This window comes from Methylophaga sp. UBA2012, from assembly GCF_002335235.1.
GTDB lineage: Bacteria > Pseudomonadota > Gammaproteobacteria > Nitrosococcales > Methylophagaceae > Methylophaga > Methylophaga thalassica.
Map to the genome: position 1 here is coordinate 211,457 of NZ_DDCG01000001.1, position 18,051 is coordinate 229,507.

Annotated in this window: 22 protein-coding genes; 18 read left to right on the plus strand and 4 right to left on the minus strand. The window is 44.8% G+C overall.

What is annotated here, in order from left to right; all coding sequences use genetic code 11:
• Positions 1–36: 36 nt before the first annotated feature.
• The gene (locus B2248_RS00965; protein ID WP_007145314.1) at positions 37–312 is read right to left on the minus strand and encodes a cupin domain-containing protein; all 276 of its coding nucleotides are present in this window, start codon (positions 310–312) and stop codon (positions 37–39) included.
• A gap of 176 nt (positions 313–488) precedes the next feature.
• Here B2248_RS00965 and B2248_RS00970 point away from each other — a divergent pair, with 176 nt between their 5' ends.
• Complete coding sequence (locus B2248_RS00970; protein ID WP_273181570.1) at positions 489–1,604, plus strand: HD-GYP domain-containing protein; 1,116 nt, start codon at positions 489–491, stop codon at positions 1,602–1,604.
• 45 nt (positions 1,605–1,649) lie between these two features.
• Here B2248_RS00970 and B2248_RS00975 read toward each other — a convergent pair whose 3' ends face one another.
• Both B2248_RS00975 and B2248_RS00980 read right to left on the minus strand, forming a co-directional pair.
• A complete protein-coding gene (locus tag B2248_RS00975; RefSeq protein ID WP_007145312.1) occupies positions 1,650–1,973 on the minus strand; it encodes a hypothetical protein in 324 nt (107 codons plus the stop codon).
• Positions 1,974–2,043: 70 nt separating this feature from the next.
• Positions 2,044–2,988, minus strand: coding sequence for an AEC family transporter (locus B2248_RS00980; protein ID WP_273181567.1), 945 nt, complete (start codon positions 2,986–2,988; stop codon positions 2,044–2,046).
• Positions 2,989–3,080: 92 nt separating this feature from the next.
• Between B2248_RS00980 and mtgA the strand changes: the two genes are divergently transcribed.
• Positions 3,081–3,779 carry a monofunctional biosynthetic peptidoglycan transglycosylase gene (gene mtgA, locus B2248_RS00985; RefSeq protein WP_273181564.1) on the plus strand — a complete coding sequence of 233 codons (699 nt, stop codon included), beginning with the start codon at positions 3,081–3,083 and terminating at the stop codon, positions 3,777–3,779.
• A 50-nt stretch (positions 3,780–3,829) separates the two neighbouring features.
• Here the strand turns inward: mtgA and B2248_RS00990 are convergent, their stop codons facing one another.
• The gene (locus B2248_RS00990) at positions 3,830–4,381 is read right to left on the minus strand and encodes a hypothetical protein (protein WP_273181563.1); all 552 of its coding nucleotides are present in this window, start codon (positions 4,379–4,381) and stop codon (positions 3,830–3,832) included.
• Between the two features lie 175 nt (positions 4,382–4,556).
• Between B2248_RS00990 and B2248_RS00995 the strand changes: the two genes are divergently transcribed.
• From B2248_RS00995 to B2248_RS01070, 16 genes are all read left to right on the plus strand, one after another.
• Positions 4,557–5,708, plus strand: a complete 1,152-nt coding sequence (locus B2248_RS00995) for a hypothetical protein (RefSeq protein ID WP_007145308.1) — start codon at positions 4,557–4,559, stop codon at positions 5,706–5,708.
• Positions 5,709–5,724: 16 nt separating this feature from the next.
• Positions 5,725–6,948 (plus strand): formamidase, encoded by a 1,224-nt coding sequence (gene fmdA / locus B2248_RS01000; RefSeq protein WP_273181560.1) that lies wholly within the window; start codon positions 5,725–5,727, stop codon positions 6,946–6,948.
• Between the two features lie 20 nt (positions 6,949–6,968).
• Complete coding sequence (locus tag B2248_RS01005; protein WP_007145306.1) at positions 6,969–7,319, plus strand: FmdB family zinc ribbon protein; 351 nt, start codon at positions 6,969–6,971, stop codon at positions 7,317–7,319.
• 36 nt (positions 7,320–7,355) lie between these two features.
• Positions 7,356–8,609 (plus strand): urea ABC transporter substrate-binding protein, encoded by a 1,254-nt coding sequence (gene urtA / locus B2248_RS01010; RefSeq protein WP_273181557.1) that lies wholly within the window; start codon positions 7,356–7,358, stop codon positions 8,607–8,609.
• Positions 8,610–8,703: 94 nt separating this feature from the next.
• Positions 8,704–9,627 carry an urea ABC transporter permease subunit UrtB gene (gene urtB, locus B2248_RS01015; protein WP_273181556.1) on the plus strand — a complete coding sequence of 308 codons (924 nt, stop codon included), beginning with the start codon at positions 8,704–8,706 and terminating at the stop codon, positions 9,625–9,627.
• 18 nt (positions 9,628–9,645) lie between these two features.
• On the plus strand, positions 9,646–10,800 hold the full coding sequence (gene urtC / locus B2248_RS01020; protein WP_273181554.1) for an urea ABC transporter permease subunit UrtC: 1,155 nt from the start codon (positions 9,646–9,648) through the stop codon (positions 10,798–10,800).
• Positions 10,800–11,546, plus strand: a complete 747-nt coding sequence (urtD, locus tag B2248_RS01025) for an urea ABC transporter ATP-binding protein UrtD (protein ID WP_007145302.1) — start codon at positions 10,800–10,802, stop codon at positions 11,544–11,546. The genes urtC and urtD overlap by 1 nt, the downstream gene beginning before the upstream one ends.
• A 21-nt stretch (positions 11,547–11,567) precedes the next feature.
• Positions 11,568–12,257 carry an urea ABC transporter ATP-binding subunit UrtE gene (gene urtE / locus B2248_RS01030; RefSeq protein WP_007145301.1) on the plus strand — a complete coding sequence of 230 codons (690 nt, stop codon included), beginning with the start codon at positions 11,568–11,570 and terminating at the stop codon, positions 12,255–12,257.
• A gap of 83 nt (positions 12,258–12,340) precedes the next feature.
• Positions 12,341–13,201 (plus strand): urease accessory protein UreD, encoded by an 861-nt coding sequence (locus B2248_RS01035; RefSeq protein ID WP_273181551.1) that lies wholly within the window; start codon positions 12,341–12,343, stop codon positions 13,199–13,201.
• Between the two features lie 21 nt (positions 13,202–13,222).
• Positions 13,223–13,525 (plus strand): urease subunit gamma, encoded by a 303-nt coding sequence (locus B2248_RS01040; RefSeq protein ID WP_273181549.1) that lies wholly within the window; start codon positions 13,223–13,225, stop codon positions 13,523–13,525.
• A 9-nt stretch (positions 13,526–13,534) separates the two neighbouring features.
• Entirely contained in the window at positions 13,535–13,843 is a 309-nt protein-coding gene (locus tag B2248_RS01045) for an urease subunit beta (protein WP_273181547.1), read from the plus strand.
• Complete coding sequence (ureC, locus tag B2248_RS01050) at positions 13,840–15,558, plus strand: urease subunit alpha (protein ID WP_273181546.1); 1,719 nt, start codon at positions 13,840–13,842, stop codon at positions 15,556–15,558. Before B2248_RS01045 ends, ureC begins: the two co-directional genes overlap by 4 nt.
• 9 nt (positions 15,559–15,567) lie before the next feature.
• Complete coding sequence (ureE, locus tag B2248_RS01055; protein ID WP_273181545.1) at positions 15,568–16,059, plus strand: urease accessory protein UreE; 492 nt, start codon at positions 15,568–15,570, stop codon at positions 16,057–16,059.
• A 2-nt stretch (positions 16,060–16,061) separates the two neighbouring features.
• On the plus strand, positions 16,062–16,745 hold the full coding sequence (locus B2248_RS01060; protein ID WP_273181541.1) for an urease accessory protein UreF: 684 nt from the start codon (positions 16,062–16,064) through the stop codon (positions 16,743–16,745).
• A 12-nt stretch (positions 16,746–16,757) separates the two neighbouring features.
• Positions 16,758–17,366: an urease accessory protein UreG gene (ureG, locus tag B2248_RS01065; protein WP_007145294.1), complete on the plus strand. Its 609-nt coding sequence runs from the start codon at positions 16,758–16,760 to the stop codon at positions 17,364–17,366.
• A 21-nt stretch (positions 17,367–17,387) separates the two neighbouring features.
• Positions 17,388–17,957 (plus strand): HupE/UreJ family protein, encoded by a 570-nt coding sequence (locus tag B2248_RS01070; protein WP_007145293.1) that lies wholly within the window; start codon positions 17,388–17,390, stop codon positions 17,955–17,957.
• The last annotated feature ends 94 nt before the right edge of the window (positions 17,958–18,051 follow it).

The following is an 18,051-nucleotide window of genomic DNA, read 5'->3' on the forward strand; positions in this document are numbered from 1 at the left end:
AAGAAAAGGCATCCATGGATGCCTTTATCAGAAAAACTAATCGTAACTGTAGTGTTTACGTAATGTTTTTGTGACTTTCCAGAAGCTTTTTAAACCAGCTGGAAATTCAACGTAGTCACCAGCAACAACAGTAACAGGTGCTTCACCATCTGGAGTAACAACGATTTCGCCTTCTAAAATGTAGGCTTTTTCAGTTTCGTCGAAGTCCAATCTGAATTCAGTAACAGGACAATCCCAGATTTCCCAACCAGCAACGCCTAACTCTTGCAAACGCGCTTCACTTGGGTTTTTTTCAATTATAATTTCAGGCATAGTGATCTCTAAAATATCAATGTTGATAGCTCAATCTCACAATTGAGTAAGCCGTATTGCCACAAAGGCATGCGAATAATAACAGAAAGCAACTAACAAGACGGATTCTTGTCGCACTCATTAATTGATTGATAACACTGTTCTTAATGGAAAGTGCAGTGTTGAGGAGGCGTAAAATGGATGCAAAAGTAATATCGCTTCTGGCCAATAAACCAGATACGCTCAATGGTCGCTTGCAAGTCCTTCATGAATGTTTGCGACAGAGTTTGCCTCAAATAACGCATTCATCTTGCCTGCTCTATGATGAGAAAACAGATTCACTAAAAAAATTTCTGAGTAGTCATCACTTCACTAATGATGGATATGAAGAAAGTCTTCGTTTAAAGCCTAATCAGGCTTTGTTTACACTCTGTCAACAAGAAGAAGGCAAGCTCGTATTTTTCGATGCTGACGAACCGGTTTGGCAACATTTTAAACAAGATCCACAAAGTCATGCGGCGTTCATTATCCCCATAAAACAAGGACAAAGATTCATTGGTTTTGTTTGTTTTGAGATGTTGTCTTCGCCTGATAACCTGAGCGATCCTGCAAAGATTACCTTGAGTTTGTACGGTCAGTTTATATCCATGATGATCAATGAAGAATTATCACTGGTTAATACGCTCTTGGCGACAGTCAGGGCTGCCAGAGATTTCACTGACTTCAGAGATTTTGAAACGGGCTTACATCTTGATCGTATGGCCTGTTATGCCAGGATTATTGCCACGCACTTGGCTAAGAAGCATCGCTTAAGTGATGAGTTTATTGAACATGTGTATTTGTTTGCCCGCTTGCACGATATTGGCAAGATTGGTATTTCTGACACTATTCTTAATAAACCCGGTCGATTAGATGATGATGAACGTAGCATTATGAAAACGCATGTTATCAAGGGGATAGATATGCTTGAGCAAGTGCTTAATGACTACAACCTGGTAGATATGCGTGATACCGATATGATGCGTAATATCGTTGCCTGTCATCATGAATATATCGACGGTTCAGGCTATCCAAAAGGTCTGAAAGGGGATGAGATTCCTCTGGAAGCCAGAATTGCAACCGTGGCAGACATCTTTGATGCGCTGACTTGTCAGCGTCCCTACAAAAAACCGTGGCCTTTAGACGATGCCATAGCGGAACTGGAAAAAATGCAACAGGCGAATAAACTAGATGCAGAGTGTGTTGCTGCTGTTAGAGAAAATAAAGCAGAGTTTGAAAAGGTAATGAAGGAACTGTCTGATGACAAAAAGTAGTTATCACTAGAGCAAAAGCCTCAAGTGATAACTACTCAATAGCTTCTAAAATGTCAGCGTGGCGGCCATTTCGTCATTGATTTTAACTAAACACGTCAAATCTTTTTTCAACTTCCATTTGCAGTCTGAAGTCACGGTCATGCCTTCATATTCACCACTAAAATGACCATCATCGTAGTTGTATGATAGCTGGCCATCAATCACCACATTGCCGTTAATTAAGACTTGATGTTCAAAGCTGATTTGATCAAAGCGGCCATAGACTTCCACTTGTTGTTCAGCACCCGCCGGACGATAGTACTGCTTTGGGGATGCCGAAGTACAGCCGAGTAATGTTGCCAGCAGTGCTGCGATGATGATCTTTTTCATATGTGATTCCAGTAAAAGTAAATAAGCCTGTTTATACTACAAAAAACTGCTTTGAACGCCTAATGTGATTTCACAGCATATTTAACAATACCGTCAGTGTCAGTAATGAAATAACGGTGGAGAACATGATGGTCTGTGCTGTGATATAGGCATCCCGTTGGTAAAACTCGGCAAGCATAAAAGGGCCAGTGCCTGTCGGTAATGCGGCCAGTAAGACAGCCATCATGGCTAATGTCCTATCCATATCAAACACCCAGAACGCCAATACGGCGACAAGAAGTGGTTGTATGGCGAGTTTTGTAAAGGTTAATACCCAGGCGACACGTTTCTCGTTGTCATTATTACTTGGCATTTCACTGCGGCTAGTTGCCAGAAACAAGCCTAAGCTCACCAATGCACATGGGCTAGCAGAGTCAGACAAAATATGCAGAAATGTTTCGACACTGCCAGGGATGGTAAAACCTGACGCAGCTACCATTACACCGGCGATAGGGGAGACAACTAATGGGTTACGAAATACGGCAGACAACACACTTTTTATCCGTAAGTGTAGCGCTTTCTCAGCCTGTAAACCGGTTTCGATTAACATAATGGCGATAGAGAATAAGATACAAACCACAATAATCGATGCGATAGTTGTGGGTACCTGACTGGATGCACCGAACACCAAAAATAATAAAGGAAAACCAACATAGCCGGTATTAGAATAGGCCGCCGCTACGCCATCAACACTGGCATCCGCTAAATGTTTGCCTTGTGAAAGTCGCCAGACAAGAATCAGTAAAAAGATTATGCCCGTACCCAATAAGTAAACATTGATAAAAGCAGGCAGAAATAAAGCCTGCCAGTGGCTATGTGCCATAATATCGAACAACAAGGCAGGTAAGGCAAGCCAGACGACGTAACGATTTAATTCACTGGCAGCAGTCGGACCAAGTACACCGGTTTTTCTACTGATAAAACCCGCCGCAATCAGCCCAAAAATGGGCAACAGAATAGAAAGAGTATTTAGCATGGGACGTATAGCTTCGTATCGCAATGCTAAATAATATCAGGATGATCATAAGGTGCCTAATTAACCAGGCCTGAGGAAAAGCAAAGGCAATTATGCTGAATAAAATAAGACGTTTTTTTATAAAGTTAATACTCTACAGCATGCTGGGCTGGCTAGTGATAAGCTTGCTTATCGTTTTACCGTTTCGTTGGTTAAACCCACCGGTCAGTATGGTGATGGTGGAACGCTGGCTGACCCATGATGATTATACGATTCATCAAACCTGGCTGAGCTGGGAGCAAATTCCCAAAAAAGTGGCGCTTGCGGTGATAACCTCTGAAGATCAGCGTTTTCCTCTGCATCAGGGCTTTGACGTTGATGCCATTATGAAGGCACTTAACGAAGCTGAGGATGGCGGGCGATTACGTGGTGCCAGTACCATCAGTCAGCAGGTCGCTAAAAATATGTTCCTGTGGACAGGTAGAAGCTGGATAAGAAAAGGTCTGGAAGTCTGGTTTACTTCTTTAATTGAACTGACCTGGGGCAAGCAACGCATTCTGGAAGTGTATTTGAATATTGCCGAGTGGGGGAAAGGTGTTTTTGGTATTGAAGCCGCCAGTGAATATCACTTTGCCAAACAGGCTTCACAGCTGACGGATATGCAAGCCGCACTGTTGGCATCAACCCTGCCAAGTCCGTTGAAATACGATCCGGCAAGACCCGCCCAACATCTTATTGACCGGGCACGCTGGAACTTGGCACAGCAACGTAAATTAGGTGGCACTAACTGGTTAGCCCCGATATCAGAATAAAAAAACCGCCAGTACTAGAAGGTGTACTGGCGGTACCGAGGACGAGAGAGTTATTTAAGCCAGACTTTCCAGCCTTTCTCTGCCATACACTCAATAAAGCCAACGGTAACCTGGCTAAAATTACCGTTGATTGGGTGCTCTTTACTTAAACCATTTTTGCAGACTTGACCTTCTGCGAGTAATTGCTCAGGACCTGCACCCGCTTTCCACCACGAGCTGACACCGACCGGTTGGAGTGGATCAGCAGGCAGAGGTGCAGGCTCAATTTCAGTGTCTGTTGCCTTTTCAGCTATAAACTGGTCGGGTGAGCTTTTGGTATAGCTACCATGAATCACAGCTTTATTGGCCGGGCTCCCGGTTTTAGCAGCCTCTTCATTAGCCTTGTTATCCAAATCTAAAACGATCCAGCCATTCTCTTTTAAGCATTTTTTTGTTTGTGCCTCTGTATTTGTACTGGCAGCACAGACATTCTTTTCTTGCTGAAAATCACGGACGGATGCGCCGCGTTTGTAACTGAACTCACCACATGCTGAGACCGATATACTCAAAATGCCCATCGTGGTGATGGCAAGCGTCTTATTAAATTTTCGTTTTTGAAACATCCGCCTTTCCTTGATGACTCTTTAACATGGCTACAGATTACCTGAACAAGTCAGATCTGTTTCTACGCAATTTCACGTATTCAAGCTTCTGACCCAGCTCACTAGTATTGCTCCTGACGCGAACAGTACGTTTGCGACTTTTTCTTTTCTTGGATGGCTAACAGGGGCAATTAGAATGAAAATGAAACTCAACTCTCTCACCTATGCAGTGGCTCTCGCCAGTTCTGCAATGATGGCACCTACCGTGTCACAAGCAGCTGGCACGATCACGTTTGGTGAAGATCAATATGTCAGCGTCGGTTTTGGCATGCGTGGCAGCTACACCAGTGCTGAAGATGGTGCAGCTGACGGTGGACGTTCGAATGATTTTAATTTGGACAGTGCCAGACTTTACGTTTCGGGTTCGTTAAACAAATACATCAAAGGTATGTTTAACACTGAAATGAACAGCGATGAGTCAATGAAAATTATTGATGCTGCGGGTATTTTTCAATTTACACCTGATGTAGCTATCTGGGCAGGTCGTTTCTTATCACCAAGTAGTCGCGCCAATATGGCTGGTCCTTATTACACTTCTGGTGATGGTTATTGGCAAAACATTGCAGCACGTTATGGCTGGAATGGCGGCACGATTGGTCGTGATGAAGGTGTTGCCATTGTTGGTACTACTTTAGATCAACGTCTTGCTTATTCATTTGGTGCATTCGAAGCAGACAAAATCTTTTACTACAGCTTAGGTGAAGGTGCATCGACTCAAACAGCATTTAATGAAGGTGATGCCGGGGCAGCTGCTGGTGCTAGTGATGATTTGATGTATGCCGGTCGTCTGCAATACAGCTTCTGGGATAAAGAGCCAGGTTACTACGGAACAGGTAACTACTTAGGTCAAAAAGATATTTTCACCATTGGGGTATTCGGCCGTTCTAAAGGTGACGGTGCTATCTCTGCGACTGATATTGGTGACTATAGCCAATATGGTGCTGATCTGTTGATTGAGAAAAAACTATCTGCTGGTGCAGTGTCTTTTGAAGCGGCTTATTACGACTATGACACTGATGATGTTTTCTTATCTGAACAAGGTGAAGCTTACGCCGTAGGCGCTGGATATATCTTCAACCAAAAAGTGGGTTGGGGTCAGTTCATGCCGTTTGTCCATTACCAAAACTTTGATGCAGACAACGACATTGAAACAGAACGCACCGATTTTGGTGTGAACTACATCATTGATGGCTACAACGCTCAAATCACAGCCGTTTACAGAAATCTTGAAGTCACCAACGAATCAGATGATGACGCTTTTGTCATCAGTACCCAACTTCAGTTCTAGTAGAAGGAGGAACCTAATGAAAACGATAGTAAAACTTGATTTAGATAAAAAGCCATGGGAGCAGGACGGTCAAATCCATAACCGTTGGCACCCAGATATACCCATGATCGCCATGGTCAAGCCCGGTGATGAGTTCCGTGTTGAATGTATGGACTGGACCGGTGGCCAAATTGGTAACAACGACAGCGCCAACGATATCCGCGATGTTGATTTAACCCAGGTTCACTATTTAAGTGGTCCGATTGGTGTTGAAGGGGCTGAGCCTGGTGATTTAATGGTGGTAGACATTCTGGATGTCGGCACCTTTGAAGATCAGCAATGGGGGTTTAACGGTTTATTTGCTAAAGAAAACGGTGGTGGTTTCTTAACCGATCATTTCCCTGATGCAAGTAAGTCTATTTGGGATTTCCACGGTATTTACACCACATCACGTCATATTCCAAACGTGCAGTTTGCCGGCATTATGCATCCTGGTTTGATTGGTTGTTTGCCATCAAAAGAAATGCTGGAAGAGTGGAATCAGCGTGAAGCCGATTTGATTGCGACAGATCCTGACCGTGTACCGATGTTAGCTTGCCCACCTGAAGAAAAATCAGCCGTTATGGGCAGAATGAAAGGTGACGAAGCAGTTGCTGCAGCTAAAACCGGTGCTCGTACTGTGCCACCTCGTGAACACGGTGGTAACTGCGACATTAAAAACCTGACCAAAGGTTCTCGTATTTATTTCCCTGTGTATGTGAAAGACGGTGGTCTTTCTATGGGGGACCTTCACTTCTCTCAAGGTGATGGCGAGATCACATTCTGTGGTGCGATTGAGATGGCGGGTTACTTAGATATCCGCGTCAACTTAATCAAAGGCGGCGTTAAGAAATACGGCATAAAAAACCCACTGTTCAAACCCAGTGTGGTTGAGCCTAAGTACCGTGATTACTTGATTTTTGAAGGTATTTCAGTTGATGAACAAGGTAAACAACATTACCTCGACGTTAACGTGGCATACAAACAAGCGTGTTTGAACGCCATTGAGTACATGAAGAAATTTGGTTACAGCGGTCAGCAGGCCGTCTCCATTCTTGGTACAGCACCGGTTGAAGGTCATATCAGCGGCATCGTTGATGTACCAAATGCCTGTGCGACCTTGTGGTTACCCACTGAGATCTTTGATTTCGACATCATGCCTAATCCAGACGGCCCATTAGAGCTGGTGACTCCAGGTATTGATACAGCGAAAACATCTTAATTGATTAGAGGAAGAGTGCGATGCCTATTTACGACTACCGATGTGAGCAATGTGGCGAATTTTCGGCCTTACGCAAAATGAGTGAATCCAGCTTGCCCTGCACGTGTGAAAACTGTGGTGAGCCAGCAGCACGCATTATTTCAGCGCCTAATCTTGCTCTGATGGACAGTGGCAGAAAAAAAGCGTTTGAGCGTAATGAAAAATCGGCACATGCCCCGAGACAAGCACGTCGTTCCAGCTGTGGTTGTTCAGGCTCGCACACTTGCTCGACATCGCAAAAAGACACTTCATCTTCTAACGAAAATAAACAAGGAAACGGCCTATTGATGCAAACAAAGAAAACCGCACGACCTTGGATGCTCGGTCACTGAGTAACCAAACATTGTTTTAAAACTGGAGATTAATCAATGAAACATTTTAGTCGAAGAAAATTCTTAGGTAAAACAGGCGCTTTACTGGGCGCAATGATAGCGGCAGGCTTCATTAGTACATCAGCGATGGCTGAAGATTACCCGACAGCGGCGGTGAACACGACCGGTCTGGCTATTACTGACGACACAGTTAAAGTCGGTATTCTGCACTCACTGACAGGCACCATGGCTATCAGTGAAACCGGTGCTCAAGAAGCTGAAAAACTGGCGATTAAACAAATCAATGAATCAGGCGGTATTTTAGGTCGTCAAATTGAAATCATCCAGGAAGATGGTGCGAGTGACTGGCCTACGTTTGCTGAAAAATCACGTAAATTATTAGTGAACGATCACGTTGCTGCCGTATTTGGTTGCTGGACTTCTGCTTCACGTAAAGCGGCATTACCTGTATTCGAACAGCAAAATGGTCTGCTTTACTACCCAACGTTCTACGAAGGTCTGGAACAATCACATAATGTCATCTACACCGGTCAGGAAGCGACTCAACAAATCTTAGCGGGTTTGGATTGGGTAGCGAAAGAAAAAGGTGCAAAAACGTATTATCTGATTGGCTCTGATTACATCTGGCCACGTACATCAATGAAAATTGCCCGTAAACATATCGAAAATGTCTTAGGTGGCAAAGTAGTGGGTGAAGAGTACAAACCATTAGGTGATACACAGTTCGGTTCGGTTATTAACAAAATCCGTCTGAAAAAACCTGACGTTATTTTCGCGGCTGTTGTTGGTGGTTCTAATGTTGCATGGTTCAAGCAGTTAAATGCAGCAGGTATTACTGGTGCGAAACAAACGCTGGTCACAATTTCTGTTACTGAAGATGAAGTCTTAGGTATCGGTGGTGAAAACCTGGTCGGTTTCTACTCAGTTATGAAGTATTTCCAAAGTCTGGATAACGACAACAATAAAGCTTTCGTTAAAGCCTTTAAAGAAATGCATGGCGATGACAGCGTTATTGGTGACGTGACGCAAGCGGCTTACTTAGGCCCATGGTTATGGAAAGCAGCTGTTGAAAAAGCTGGCAGCTTTGATGTCGATAAAGTGGTGGCTGCTTCAGAAGAAGGTGATATTGAGCTGAAAACAGCACCTGAAGGTTATGTGAAGTTACATCCAAACCACCATCTGTGGAGCTACACTCGCGTAGCTGAATGGCAAAAAGATGGTCAAGCGAAAGTGATTTACGAATCACCAGAACTGATCGAACCAAATCCATTCCCAGCAGGTTATCAATAGACCGCAGTACCAAGATGGGCAGGCTGCATAAGCAGCTTGCCCTCTCTTAAACACGTTTCAATCACTCTTTTCAGATCACCTTCGGAGTAGCGTTATGGGCGATTATTCAATACAAGAATTGACATCAATTCTGGCCATGCAAGGGTTTGCTGGTTTGAGTTTATTCAGTGTTCTACTTTTAATGGCACTGGGCCTTGCAATTATTTTCGGGCAGATGGGCGTCATTAATATGGCCCATGGCGAGTTTATGGCAGTAGGGGCTTATACGACCTACATACTGTCAGTCATGACAGAAAAATACTTTCCTGATTTTCTGAGTTATTACTTTATTTTTGCTATCGTCGCCTCATTTTTTGTGGCTGGCGTTATTGGCTACTTTGTTGAGTGGCTGCTTATCAGGCATCTATACAAACGTCCTCTGGATACGCTGTTAGCGACATGGGGATTAAGCTTGATCATGCAACAGATTTTTCGTTCTCTGTTCGGCGCACGTGAAGTCAGCCCAACATTACCAGACTGGTTAATGGGGTCATGGATGCCAACAGATACGGTATTTATACCGATTAATGGCTTGTTTGTACTGGGTTTAACCGCGTTAGTGACCTTTGGCGTCTTTATTCTGATGTATCGCTCAACCTGGGGACTTAATGTCCGTGCTACCACCCAAAACCGTGTAATGAGTGGTGCAGTGGGTATTAATACCCAAAAAGTGGATCGTATGACCTTTGCGCTTGGTTGTGGCATTGCCGGTGTGGCTGGTGCAGCATTTACCACTATCGCATCAACAGGTCCAACAACAGGTTCTCTCTATATTGTTGACACCTTTATGGTGGTGGTTTTCGGTGGTGCTGCAAGTTTATTCGGCACGATAGCTTCAGCCTTCAGTATTGCCCAGGCGCAATCGATTCTGGAGTTCTTTATCAGTGGTTCTATGGCAAAAGTGCTGACATTACTGACGATCGTTATCATTCTGATGATTCGTCCAGAAGGTCTGTTTGCCAATAAAGTTCGTAAATAAGCAGTAGGAGATAACCATATGAATTTTGTCTATGACAGATTATTGGGTGGCAGAAACGGCGCCATCGGTATTGGCATCCTTGCGCTGCTTATTCTGATTGTATTGCCGCTGGCACTGGATATTTTCCGCCTTAACCTGGTGGGGAAATACCTGACTTACGCCTTTGCCGCGGTCAGTCTGGTTTTACTTTGGGGATACGGCGGCATTCTGAGTTTAGGACAAGGTGTATTTTTTGGCCTCGGTGGCTACGCAATGGCGATGTTTCTGAAACTGGAAGCATCGGATCCGGAGAGTACCGCCATTCAATCCACACCAGGTATTCCTGATTTTATGGACTGGAATCAGTTAACAGAATTACCCTGGTTCTGGGTACCTTTCGAGCACCTATGGGTGGCGATTCTGGCGATATTTGTCGTGCCAGCAGCCTTTGCCTATCTTATTGGTGTATCCATGTTTAAACGTCGGGTAAGTGGAGTTTATTTTGCCATCATTACTCAGGTTGTCGCTTTGATTTTGACTATTTTGATTGTCGGTCAACAAGGTTACACCGGTGGTATCAATGGTATTACTGACCTAAAAACCTTAAATGGCTGGAGTATTCGTCCAGATTCAGCGAAGTACGTCTTATATTTCGTCAATGCAGTGTTATTACTGGCGGTTATCTGTGTCAGCCGTTTTGTACTGACCAGTAAATTTGGTCGACTGCTACTGGCGATGAAAGATAAAGAAGATCGTGTTCGCTTCTCTGGTTATGACGTAGCCAGCTTTAAAATCTTTATCTTCTGTCTGGCTGCTGTGATTTCAGCCATTGGTGGCGCTATGTTCACTTTGCAGGTTGGCTTTATGTCACCATCATTTGTCGGCATCGTACCTTCGATTGAAATGGTTATTTTTGCTGCCGTGGGTGGACGTATGTCGCTCATCGGTGTGGTGTATGGCACCTTACTAGTTAATGCTGGGAAAACAGCATTCTCAGAATCGTTTCCTGAAGTCTGGTTATTCCTGATGGGCGGTTTATTTATCGCTGTGGTGATGTTCTTCCCGAATGGATTAGCCGGTATTTATGACAAATACGTCAGAACGCTGCCTTTCATGCAACGTCTGTTGGGCGAGAAAAAAGCAGAGACTGACATCAAAACTGAAGCGAAAGCTGAATTAGAAGGAGCCAAATAATGGGTACTGAAACTGATTTCCTGTTGGCAATTGAAGATTTGACCGTCTCATTTGATGGCTTCAAGGCAGTAGATTCATTGAATCTGTATATCGATAAAAATGAGCTACGTGTGGTCATCGGCCCAAACGGGGCTGGTAAAACCACCTTACTGGATTTGATTTGCGGTAAAACCAAAGCCAGCTCAGGCTCGATCAAGTTTAAAAATACAGAGCTTACTAAACTGTCAGAGCACGCAATTGTTCGTACCGGTGTAGGACGTAAGTTTCAGACACCATCGATTTACGAAACATTAACGGTTTACGAAAATCTGGAGGTGTCTTATCCGGAAGGGCGGGGCGTGTTTGGTAGCTTGTTCTTCAAAGCTGACGAAAAGGTGAAAGAAACTGTATTAAGAATAGCGGAAGAGATTCAGTTATTAGATGAACTGGATACCGAAGCCGCTGTTTTGAGTCATGGTCAGAAACAATGGTTAGAAATAGGTATGTTACTGATGCAAGACCCAGAGCTATTAATGCTCGATGAGCCTGTAGCCGGTATGAGCGCGAAGGAACGCGACGAAACAGCAGAATTGTTGAATCGTATCTGCAAAAACCGTTCGGTGATTGTGATTGAGCATGATATGGAGTTTGTGAAAAAGATTGCTCACAAAGTCACCGTATTACATCAAGGCAAGATTCTGGCTGAAGGCGCTATGGATAAAGTGCAGTCAGACGAGAAAGTCGTTGAAGTTTATTTAGGCCATTAAGCGAATAGCGAGGAAATTGATATGTTTGAAGTAGAAAACTTAAAAGTCAGCTATGGCCAGAGTGAAGTGATTCATGAAATCAGCTTTTCAGCGAATAAAAATGAAACACTGGCCATTATGGGCCGTAACGGGATGGGTAAAACCACACTGTTCAAATCCTTAATGGGTATCTTGCCAAGTTCGGCGACGAAGGTTGAATTAGAAGGGACTGATTTAGATGGTATGGATAGCTATAAACGTGTTGCCAGTGGCTTAGCTTATGTACCGCAGGGACGGATGATTTTTCCCAATCTGACCGTGCAGGAAAATATTGAAACCGGATTACAGGTCAGTAAACAGAAAAAAATTCCGGAAGATATTTTTTCCTTATTCCCTGTGTTACATGAGATGCGTCATCGTAAAGGCGGTAACTTGTCTGGTGGTCAACAGCAACAGCTGGCGATTGCCCGTGCCCTGGTGACCAATCCCAAAGTCTTGCTTTTGGATGAACCAACCGAAGGTATTCAGCCTTCTATTATTAAAGATATTGCAAAAGTACTGAATGAAATCCGTGAAATGCGTGAGATAACGATTGTGGTATCAGAGCAGGTATTAAGCTTCACGATGGATATTGCCGATCGGATTATGGTGATCGAAAAAGGCAATTTGATTCATGAAGATCTGCGTGAAAATGTGGATGCAGCCAAAATCAAACAATACCTGACAGTGTAAAAATAACAACATCCTCTTTGATTTTATGCAAAGAGGATGTTTTAGTCATGCTATCTTTACGGCATGAAAACAGGACAGAATGCGTGACCCAATTGATAGACAGAACGCAACTTAATACCGTAATGACGGGCTGGGATGCCCGTCTTCAGTTAGTTTTTATCGAACGTGACGGTAAAACAATTCTGGCAAAAAAGGCTCATTCAGGGCCGTTAACGATTCAAAAATGTTTATATCCGGAAGGCCCGACTCCCACACATGTTTTGGTGATTCATCCACCGGGGGGGGTGGCAGGTGGAGACCGTTTAGCACTGAACTTTAGTTTGGCAAAAACGGCCAAAAGCTTTATCACCACACCGGGTGCCACCAAATGGTATAAATCGGCAGGACGTGAGGCCAGTCAAACACTGCATATAGAGCAGGCGGATCACAGTCTTCTTGAATGGTTTCCACAAGAAAATATTGTGTTTGATGGGGCTGATGTCACCTTAAAGACACAGGTAAAATTAAGCCAATACGCTCATTTCGCCGGCTGGGATATCAGTTGCCTTGGTCGACAAGCCAGTGGCGAACAGTGGCAGCAGGGCCGCTATAAACAAGTGTTAGAAATATCGCGTGAACAACGGTTGTTATGGCAGGAAACCGCGGTGTTTAAACCGGATAGCCATGTTGTCACTGCGCTGGCCGGGCTGAGAGGGTTTCCAGTATTTGGTAGCTTTGTGGTTACCGCGGGTGAAGTACCCGATGCTGTCATTGAACAATGTCGACAAATCACACTGAATTCTGACGCCCAATACGGCGTTTCCGCCTTACCAGAAGTGTTTACGGCACGTTATATCGGTAGCTGTGCACAAGAAGCACGTCAGTATTTTGAAAGACTATGGGCTTGTCTGCGCCCATGGTATGCAAATTCACAAGCAATACGCCCACGCATCTGGGCAACCTGAACATTTTATAGGACCTGTGACATGGATTTAACGCCAAGAGAAAAAGATAAATTACTGATTTTTACCGCGGCATTATTAGCTGAACGCCGTAAAGAACGTGGTGTGAAATTAAACTACCCGGAAGCCGTGGCCTATATCACCGCTGCCATTATGGAAGGTGCCAGAGACGGTCGCAGTGTGAGTGACTTGATGAGTTATGGCACGACCTTACTGACCCGTGAAGATGTGATGGATGGCATTGCCGAAATGGTCACTGAAATTCAGGTGGAAGCCACGTTTCCAGATGGCACCAAGTTAATTACTGTTCACGACCCGATAGTGTGAGGTGACAAAATGATTCCAGGTGAAATGCGTTTTGCAAAAGGTGATATCGAGCTGAATGTTCAGCGTGAGACAAAATTAATTGACGTCTCCAATTCAGGTGACCGTCCTGTTCAGGTGGGCTCGCATTACCACTTTTATGAGGTAAACGAAGCTTTACTGTTTGATCGTGAGCAGGCCTATGGTTTTCGTTTAAATATTGCTGCGGGCACCGCTGTCCGGTTTGAACCTGGGCAAATGCGTAGCGTCGAGCTGGTGAAACTGGCGGGGGCACAAACAGTGTTTGGTTTTGCTGGTAAAGTGATGGGGGCCTTGTCATGAGTCTTAAAATTTCACGTCAGGCCTATGCTGAAATGTTTGGTCCCACTGTCGGTGACAGAGTTCGCCTGGCAGACACCGAACTGTGGATTGAAGTCGAAAAAGATCTCACTACTTACGGGGAAGAAGTCAAATTCGGTGGTGGCAAAGTGATTCGCGATGGCATGGGGCAATCACAACTCCCTGCAGCAGAAGTGGCGGATACGGTCATCACTAACGCACTGATTATTGATGCAGTCACCGGCATTATCAAAGCTGATGTGGGTCTTAAAGATGGCCATATCTGGCAAATAGGTAAAGCCGGTAATCCAGATATTCAACCTAACGTGACTATTCCTATTGGTGCCGGTACCGAGATTATTGCCGGTGAAGGCATGATTCTGACTGCCGGTGGCATTGATAGTCATATCCACTGGATTTGCCCACAACAAATTGAAGAAGCCCTGACCTCGGGTGTGACAACAATGTTAGGTGGTGGCACCGGACCAGCAACAGGGACTTTTGCTACTACCTGTACGCCCGGATCATGGCATATTCACCGTATGCTGGAAGCGGCAGAAGCGTTTCCTATGAACATGGGCTTTTTTGGCAAAGGCAATGTGTCTTTGCCTGAACCTGCCCGTGAACAAGTCGAGGCGGGTGTCATTGGCCTGAAATTGCATGAGGACTGGGGCACCACGCCGGCAGCGATTGATAACTGTTTGAGCGTGGCAGAGGAAATGGATATTCAGGTGGCGATTCATACCGATACCTTAAATGAATCGGGCTTTGTGGAAACCACCTTAGCTGCATTTAAAAACCGGACCATTCATACTTTCCATACAGAAGGTGCCGGTGGTGGTCATGCGCCTGATATTATCAAAGCCATCAGCTCACAAAATGTCTTGCCGTCATCAACTAATCCGACCCGACCGTTTACTGTGAATACGCTGGATGAACATCTGGATATGTTGATGGTGTGTCATCACCTTGATCCGGCTATTGCTGAGGATGTGGCTTTTGCGGAATCACGGATTCGCCGTGAAACCATTGCCGCTGAGGATATTCTGCATGACACTGGTGCCTTTGCGATGATGTCATCCGATTCACAGGCGATGGGACGCGTGGGTGAAGTGATTATGCGCACCTGGCAAACGGCTCACAAAATGAAAGTGCAACGTGGGACTTTGCCGGAAGATACCAAAGATGGCGCGGACAATACCGATAACTTTCGGGTTAAACGGTATATTGCTAAATACACTATTAACCCAGCGATAACTCACGGCATTTCACATATTGTGGGTTCAATCGAGCCAGGGAAATTTGCTGATTTGGTGTTATGGCGACCGGCATTTTTTGGCGTTAAACCGTCATTAATCTTAAAAGGGGGCAGCATTGCTTCAGCAGCGATGGGAGATCCTAATGCCTCAATCCCAACACCGCAGCCCGTGCATTATCGTCCGATGTTTGCCAGTTTTGGTAAGGGGCTTAAAAGCTCATTAACCTTTGTATCGCAAGCGGCTATGGATAATCCAGAAGTGAAAAATCTGAACTTATCCAAACCACTTGTCGCCGTGAAAAACTGCCGGCAGGTAACGAAAAAAGATATGGTATTAAACGATGCAACACCGGATATCAGCGTCGATCCTGAAACTTATCAGGTGCTGGCAGATGGCGAATTATTGATTTGCGATCCGGCCACAGAGTTGCCGATGGCACAACGCTATTTTCTTTTTTAGAGTAAGAGCATGCTTGAAATACATACAAAATTAACAGACAACAACATCAGCGACTTTGATGACAAGGTGTCGATGAGTTTTGATTTACGTCAAAAAAGTCGAATCCGGGTCAAGCTGGCATCAGGTCGGGAAGCGGCTATTTTTATGGCCAGAGGCGAAATCTTACGTGGTGGTGATGTGCTGCAAGCACAGGATGGTTCTATCATTCAGGTGCAAGCTGCTGATCAGCAAGTGATGATTGTCACAACCCATTCTGCTCATGCCCTGATGCGGGCGGCTTATCATTTGGGTAATCGTCACGTACCGCTGGAAATTGGCGACGGCTGGTTAAAGCTGGAAGCCGATTATGTATTAAAAGATATGTTGTTGGGATTGCATGTGAATGTGGAAGAAACCCAAGCACCGTTTGAACCTGAAGCCGGTGCCTATGGCGGTGGTCATCACCATCATCATGATGATCACGACCACGATCACGATCATTCACATCACCACCATCATTAATCATGACCACCACGGCAGCATTTTCCCGATTATTACAACTGGCCAGTCCAGCATTACCTATCGGTGCCTACAGCTATTCTCAAGGGTTTGAATGGGCGATCGAGTCGGGTGATGTCACAGATAAAACATCGGCACAGCGTTGGATCAGCGATGTATTGCTGACCTATTATGCCCAGTTTGAATTGCCTGTGATTAAACGTTTGTTTATGGCCTGGCAGAGCATGGATGAAACGGCCATAAACCATTGGGATAGTTATTATAAAGCGGGTAGGGATAGTGCTGAAACCTGGCTTGAATCGAGACAGATGGGCTATTCCTTATTACGTCTGCAACAGGATTTAGATGCCTGGCCACAAGCGATGTTAGATGTTGTCGCTTCAATTGATGAGCCAAGTTTCCCTACGGTGTATGCGGCTACGGCAGTGAACTGGCAGATAAGCTTGCATGAAATGCTGCATGTTTATGCCTGGTCATGGATAGAAAATCAGGTCAGTGCAGCGATGAAAGCGATTCCTTTAGGCCAGGTGGCAGGGCAGCAAATTCTGGTTGCTGTCAGCGAACAAATAACGATAGTCATAGAGCAGGCCATGCAATGTGCTGATGATGATATCAGTAACTTCTGTCCGGCTCTGAGTATCGCCAGTTGCCGACATGAAACACAATATTCAAGATTATTCCGTTCTTAAAGTGAGGTATGAATGAAAGAACCATTACGGGTAGGTATTGGCGGGCCGGTTGGCTCAGGCAAAACGGCATTAACCCTGGCCTTATGTAAGCGTTTGCGTGATACCTATAATATTGCCGTTGTTACCAACGATATTTATACCAAAGAAGATGCTCAGTTTCTGACCCGAAATGAAGCCCTGTCTGCCGACCGAATTATTGGTGTGGAAACCGGTGGTTGTCCACATACCGCGATTCGTGAAGATGCATCGATGAATCTGGAAGCGGTGGCACAGCTCAGTAAACGTTTCGAGCCATTGGATATCGTGTTTATTGAGAGTGGTGGCGATAATCTGGCAGCGACTTTCAGCCCGGAGCTTTCGGATTTGACCTTGTACGTGATTGACGTATCGGCCGGTGAAAAAATACCGCGTAAGGGTGGGCCGGGCATCACTAAATCTGATTTGCTCATTATTAACAAAACAGATCTGGCACCTTTAGTCGGTGCATCATTAGAAGTGATGGATGAGGACGCGAAACGTATGCGTGGTGAGCGACCTTTCTTTTTTACCAATCTAAAAGATGAACAAGGTCTGGATGAGATTATCTTGTTTATTGAAAAACAAGGCTTAATGCTGCACTAACTAAATGACGAGGAATTGATTATGAAAAAAAGCCTTTTGATATTCATGACATTGATGGGATTGCCGCTGTCTGCGATGGCACATCCAGGACATGATGCAGTGGGATTTATGAGTGGTGTTTTACATCCGCTGACCGGGCTTGATCACTTATTAGTGATGTTGGCTATTGGTTTCTGGGCAGCGCGGGCGCCGACACAGAATCGCTTTCAGATACCAGCGTTATTTATTAGTTTTCTGCTTGTAGGCCTGACAATGGGCGCCTTTATGGGACAGTCCAATATAGTTGAGATGGGCATTGCCGTTAGTGTCATCGCTATGGGCGTTGTGTTGCTATTGAGTGCCAAAATCAATGTTGTCTGGCAGATTGCCTTAACTAGCGTATTTGGATTGATGCATGGTTTTGTTCATGGTCAAGAACTCATTCTGGCGAATAATGGTTTGCAGGCGATCATCGGATTAGTACTGACAACGTCAGTCTTATTGCTTATTGGCTTTGTTCTGGGTAACCAGAAAGATAGCGTGGGACGTTATCTGCAAAGCCTGTTAGTATCCGTGCTAACGGTAGCAGGAGCATTTTTCCTTATCGCATAAAGTCCATGCTGGTCAGTATATAAAAAATGTCCTGAGTCTGATCAGGGCATTTTTTTATACGTAGAATTACGTAGATAAAATCACTAAGAGCATC

What these genes read in the sequence shown, in the direction of transcription:
- B2248_RS00965 (WP_007145314.1), bottom strand. Translation starts at nt 312, where the DNA reads ATGCCTGAAATTATAATTGAAAAAAACCCAAGTGAAGCGCGTTTGCAA.
- B2248_RS00970 (WP_273181570.1), top strand. Translation starts at nt 489, where the DNA reads ATGGATGCAAAAGTAATATCGCTTCTGGCCAATAAACCAGATACGCTC.
- B2248_RS00975 (WP_007145312.1), bottom strand. Translation starts at nt 1,973, where the DNA reads ATGAAAAAGATCATCATCGCAGCACTGCTGGCAACATTACTCGGCTGT.
- B2248_RS00980 (WP_273181567.1), bottom strand. Translation starts at nt 2,988, where the DNA reads ATGCTAAATACTCTTTCTATTCTGTTGCCCATTTTTGGGCTGATTGCG.
- mtgA (WP_273181564.1), top strand. Translation starts at nt 3,081, where the DNA reads ATGCTGAATAAAATAAGACGTTTTTTTATAAAGTTAATACTCTACAGC.
- B2248_RS00990 (WP_273181563.1), bottom strand. Translation starts at nt 4,381, where the DNA reads ATGTTTCAAAAACGAAAATTTAATAAGACGCTTGCCATCACCACGATG.
- B2248_RS00995 (WP_007145308.1), top strand. Translation starts at nt 4,557, where the DNA reads ATGAAAATGAAACTCAACTCTCTCACCTATGCAGTGGCTCTCGCCAGT.
- fmdA (WP_273181560.1), top strand. Translation starts at nt 5,725, where the DNA reads ATGAAAACGATAGTAAAACTTGATTTAGATAAAAAGCCATGGGAGCAG.
- B2248_RS01005 (WP_007145306.1), top strand. Translation starts at nt 6,969, where the DNA reads ATGCCTATTTACGACTACCGATGTGAGCAATGTGGCGAATTTTCGGCC.
- urtA (WP_273181557.1), top strand. Translation starts at nt 7,356, where the DNA reads ATGAAACATTTTAGTCGAAGAAAATTCTTAGGTAAAACAGGCGCTTTA.
- urtB (WP_273181556.1), top strand. Translation starts at nt 8,704, where the DNA reads ATGGGCGATTATTCAATACAAGAATTGACATCAATTCTGGCCATGCAA.
- urtC (WP_273181554.1), top strand. Translation starts at nt 9,646, where the DNA reads ATGAATTTTGTCTATGACAGATTATTGGGTGGCAGAAACGGCGCCATC.
- urtD (WP_007145302.1), top strand. Translation starts at nt 10,800, where the DNA reads ATGGGTACTGAAACTGATTTCCTGTTGGCAATTGAAGATTTGACCGTC.
- urtE (WP_007145301.1), top strand. Translation starts at nt 11,568, where the DNA reads ATGTTTGAAGTAGAAAACTTAAAAGTCAGCTATGGCCAGAGTGAAGTG.
- B2248_RS01040 (WP_273181549.1), top strand. Translation starts at nt 13,223, where the DNA reads ATGGATTTAACGCCAAGAGAAAAAGATAAATTACTGATTTTTACCGCG.
- B2248_RS01045 (WP_273181547.1), top strand. Translation starts at nt 13,535, where the DNA reads ATGATTCCAGGTGAAATGCGTTTTGCAAAAGGTGATATCGAGCTGAAT.
- ureC (WP_273181546.1), top strand. Translation starts at nt 13,840, where the DNA reads ATGAGTCTTAAAATTTCACGTCAGGCCTATGCTGAAATGTTTGGTCCC.
- ureE (WP_273181545.1), top strand. Translation starts at nt 15,568, where the DNA reads ATGCTTGAAATACATACAAAATTAACAGACAACAACATCAGCGACTTT.
- B2248_RS01060 (WP_273181541.1), top strand. Translation starts at nt 16,062, where the DNA reads ATGACCACCACGGCAGCATTTTCCCGATTATTACAACTGGCCAGTCCA.
- ureG (WP_007145294.1), top strand. Translation starts at nt 16,758, where the DNA reads ATGAAAGAACCATTACGGGTAGGTATTGGCGGGCCGGTTGGCTCAGGC.
- B2248_RS01070 (WP_007145293.1), top strand. Translation starts at nt 17,388, where the DNA reads ATGAAAAAAAGCCTTTTGATATTCATGACATTGATGGGATTGCCGCTG.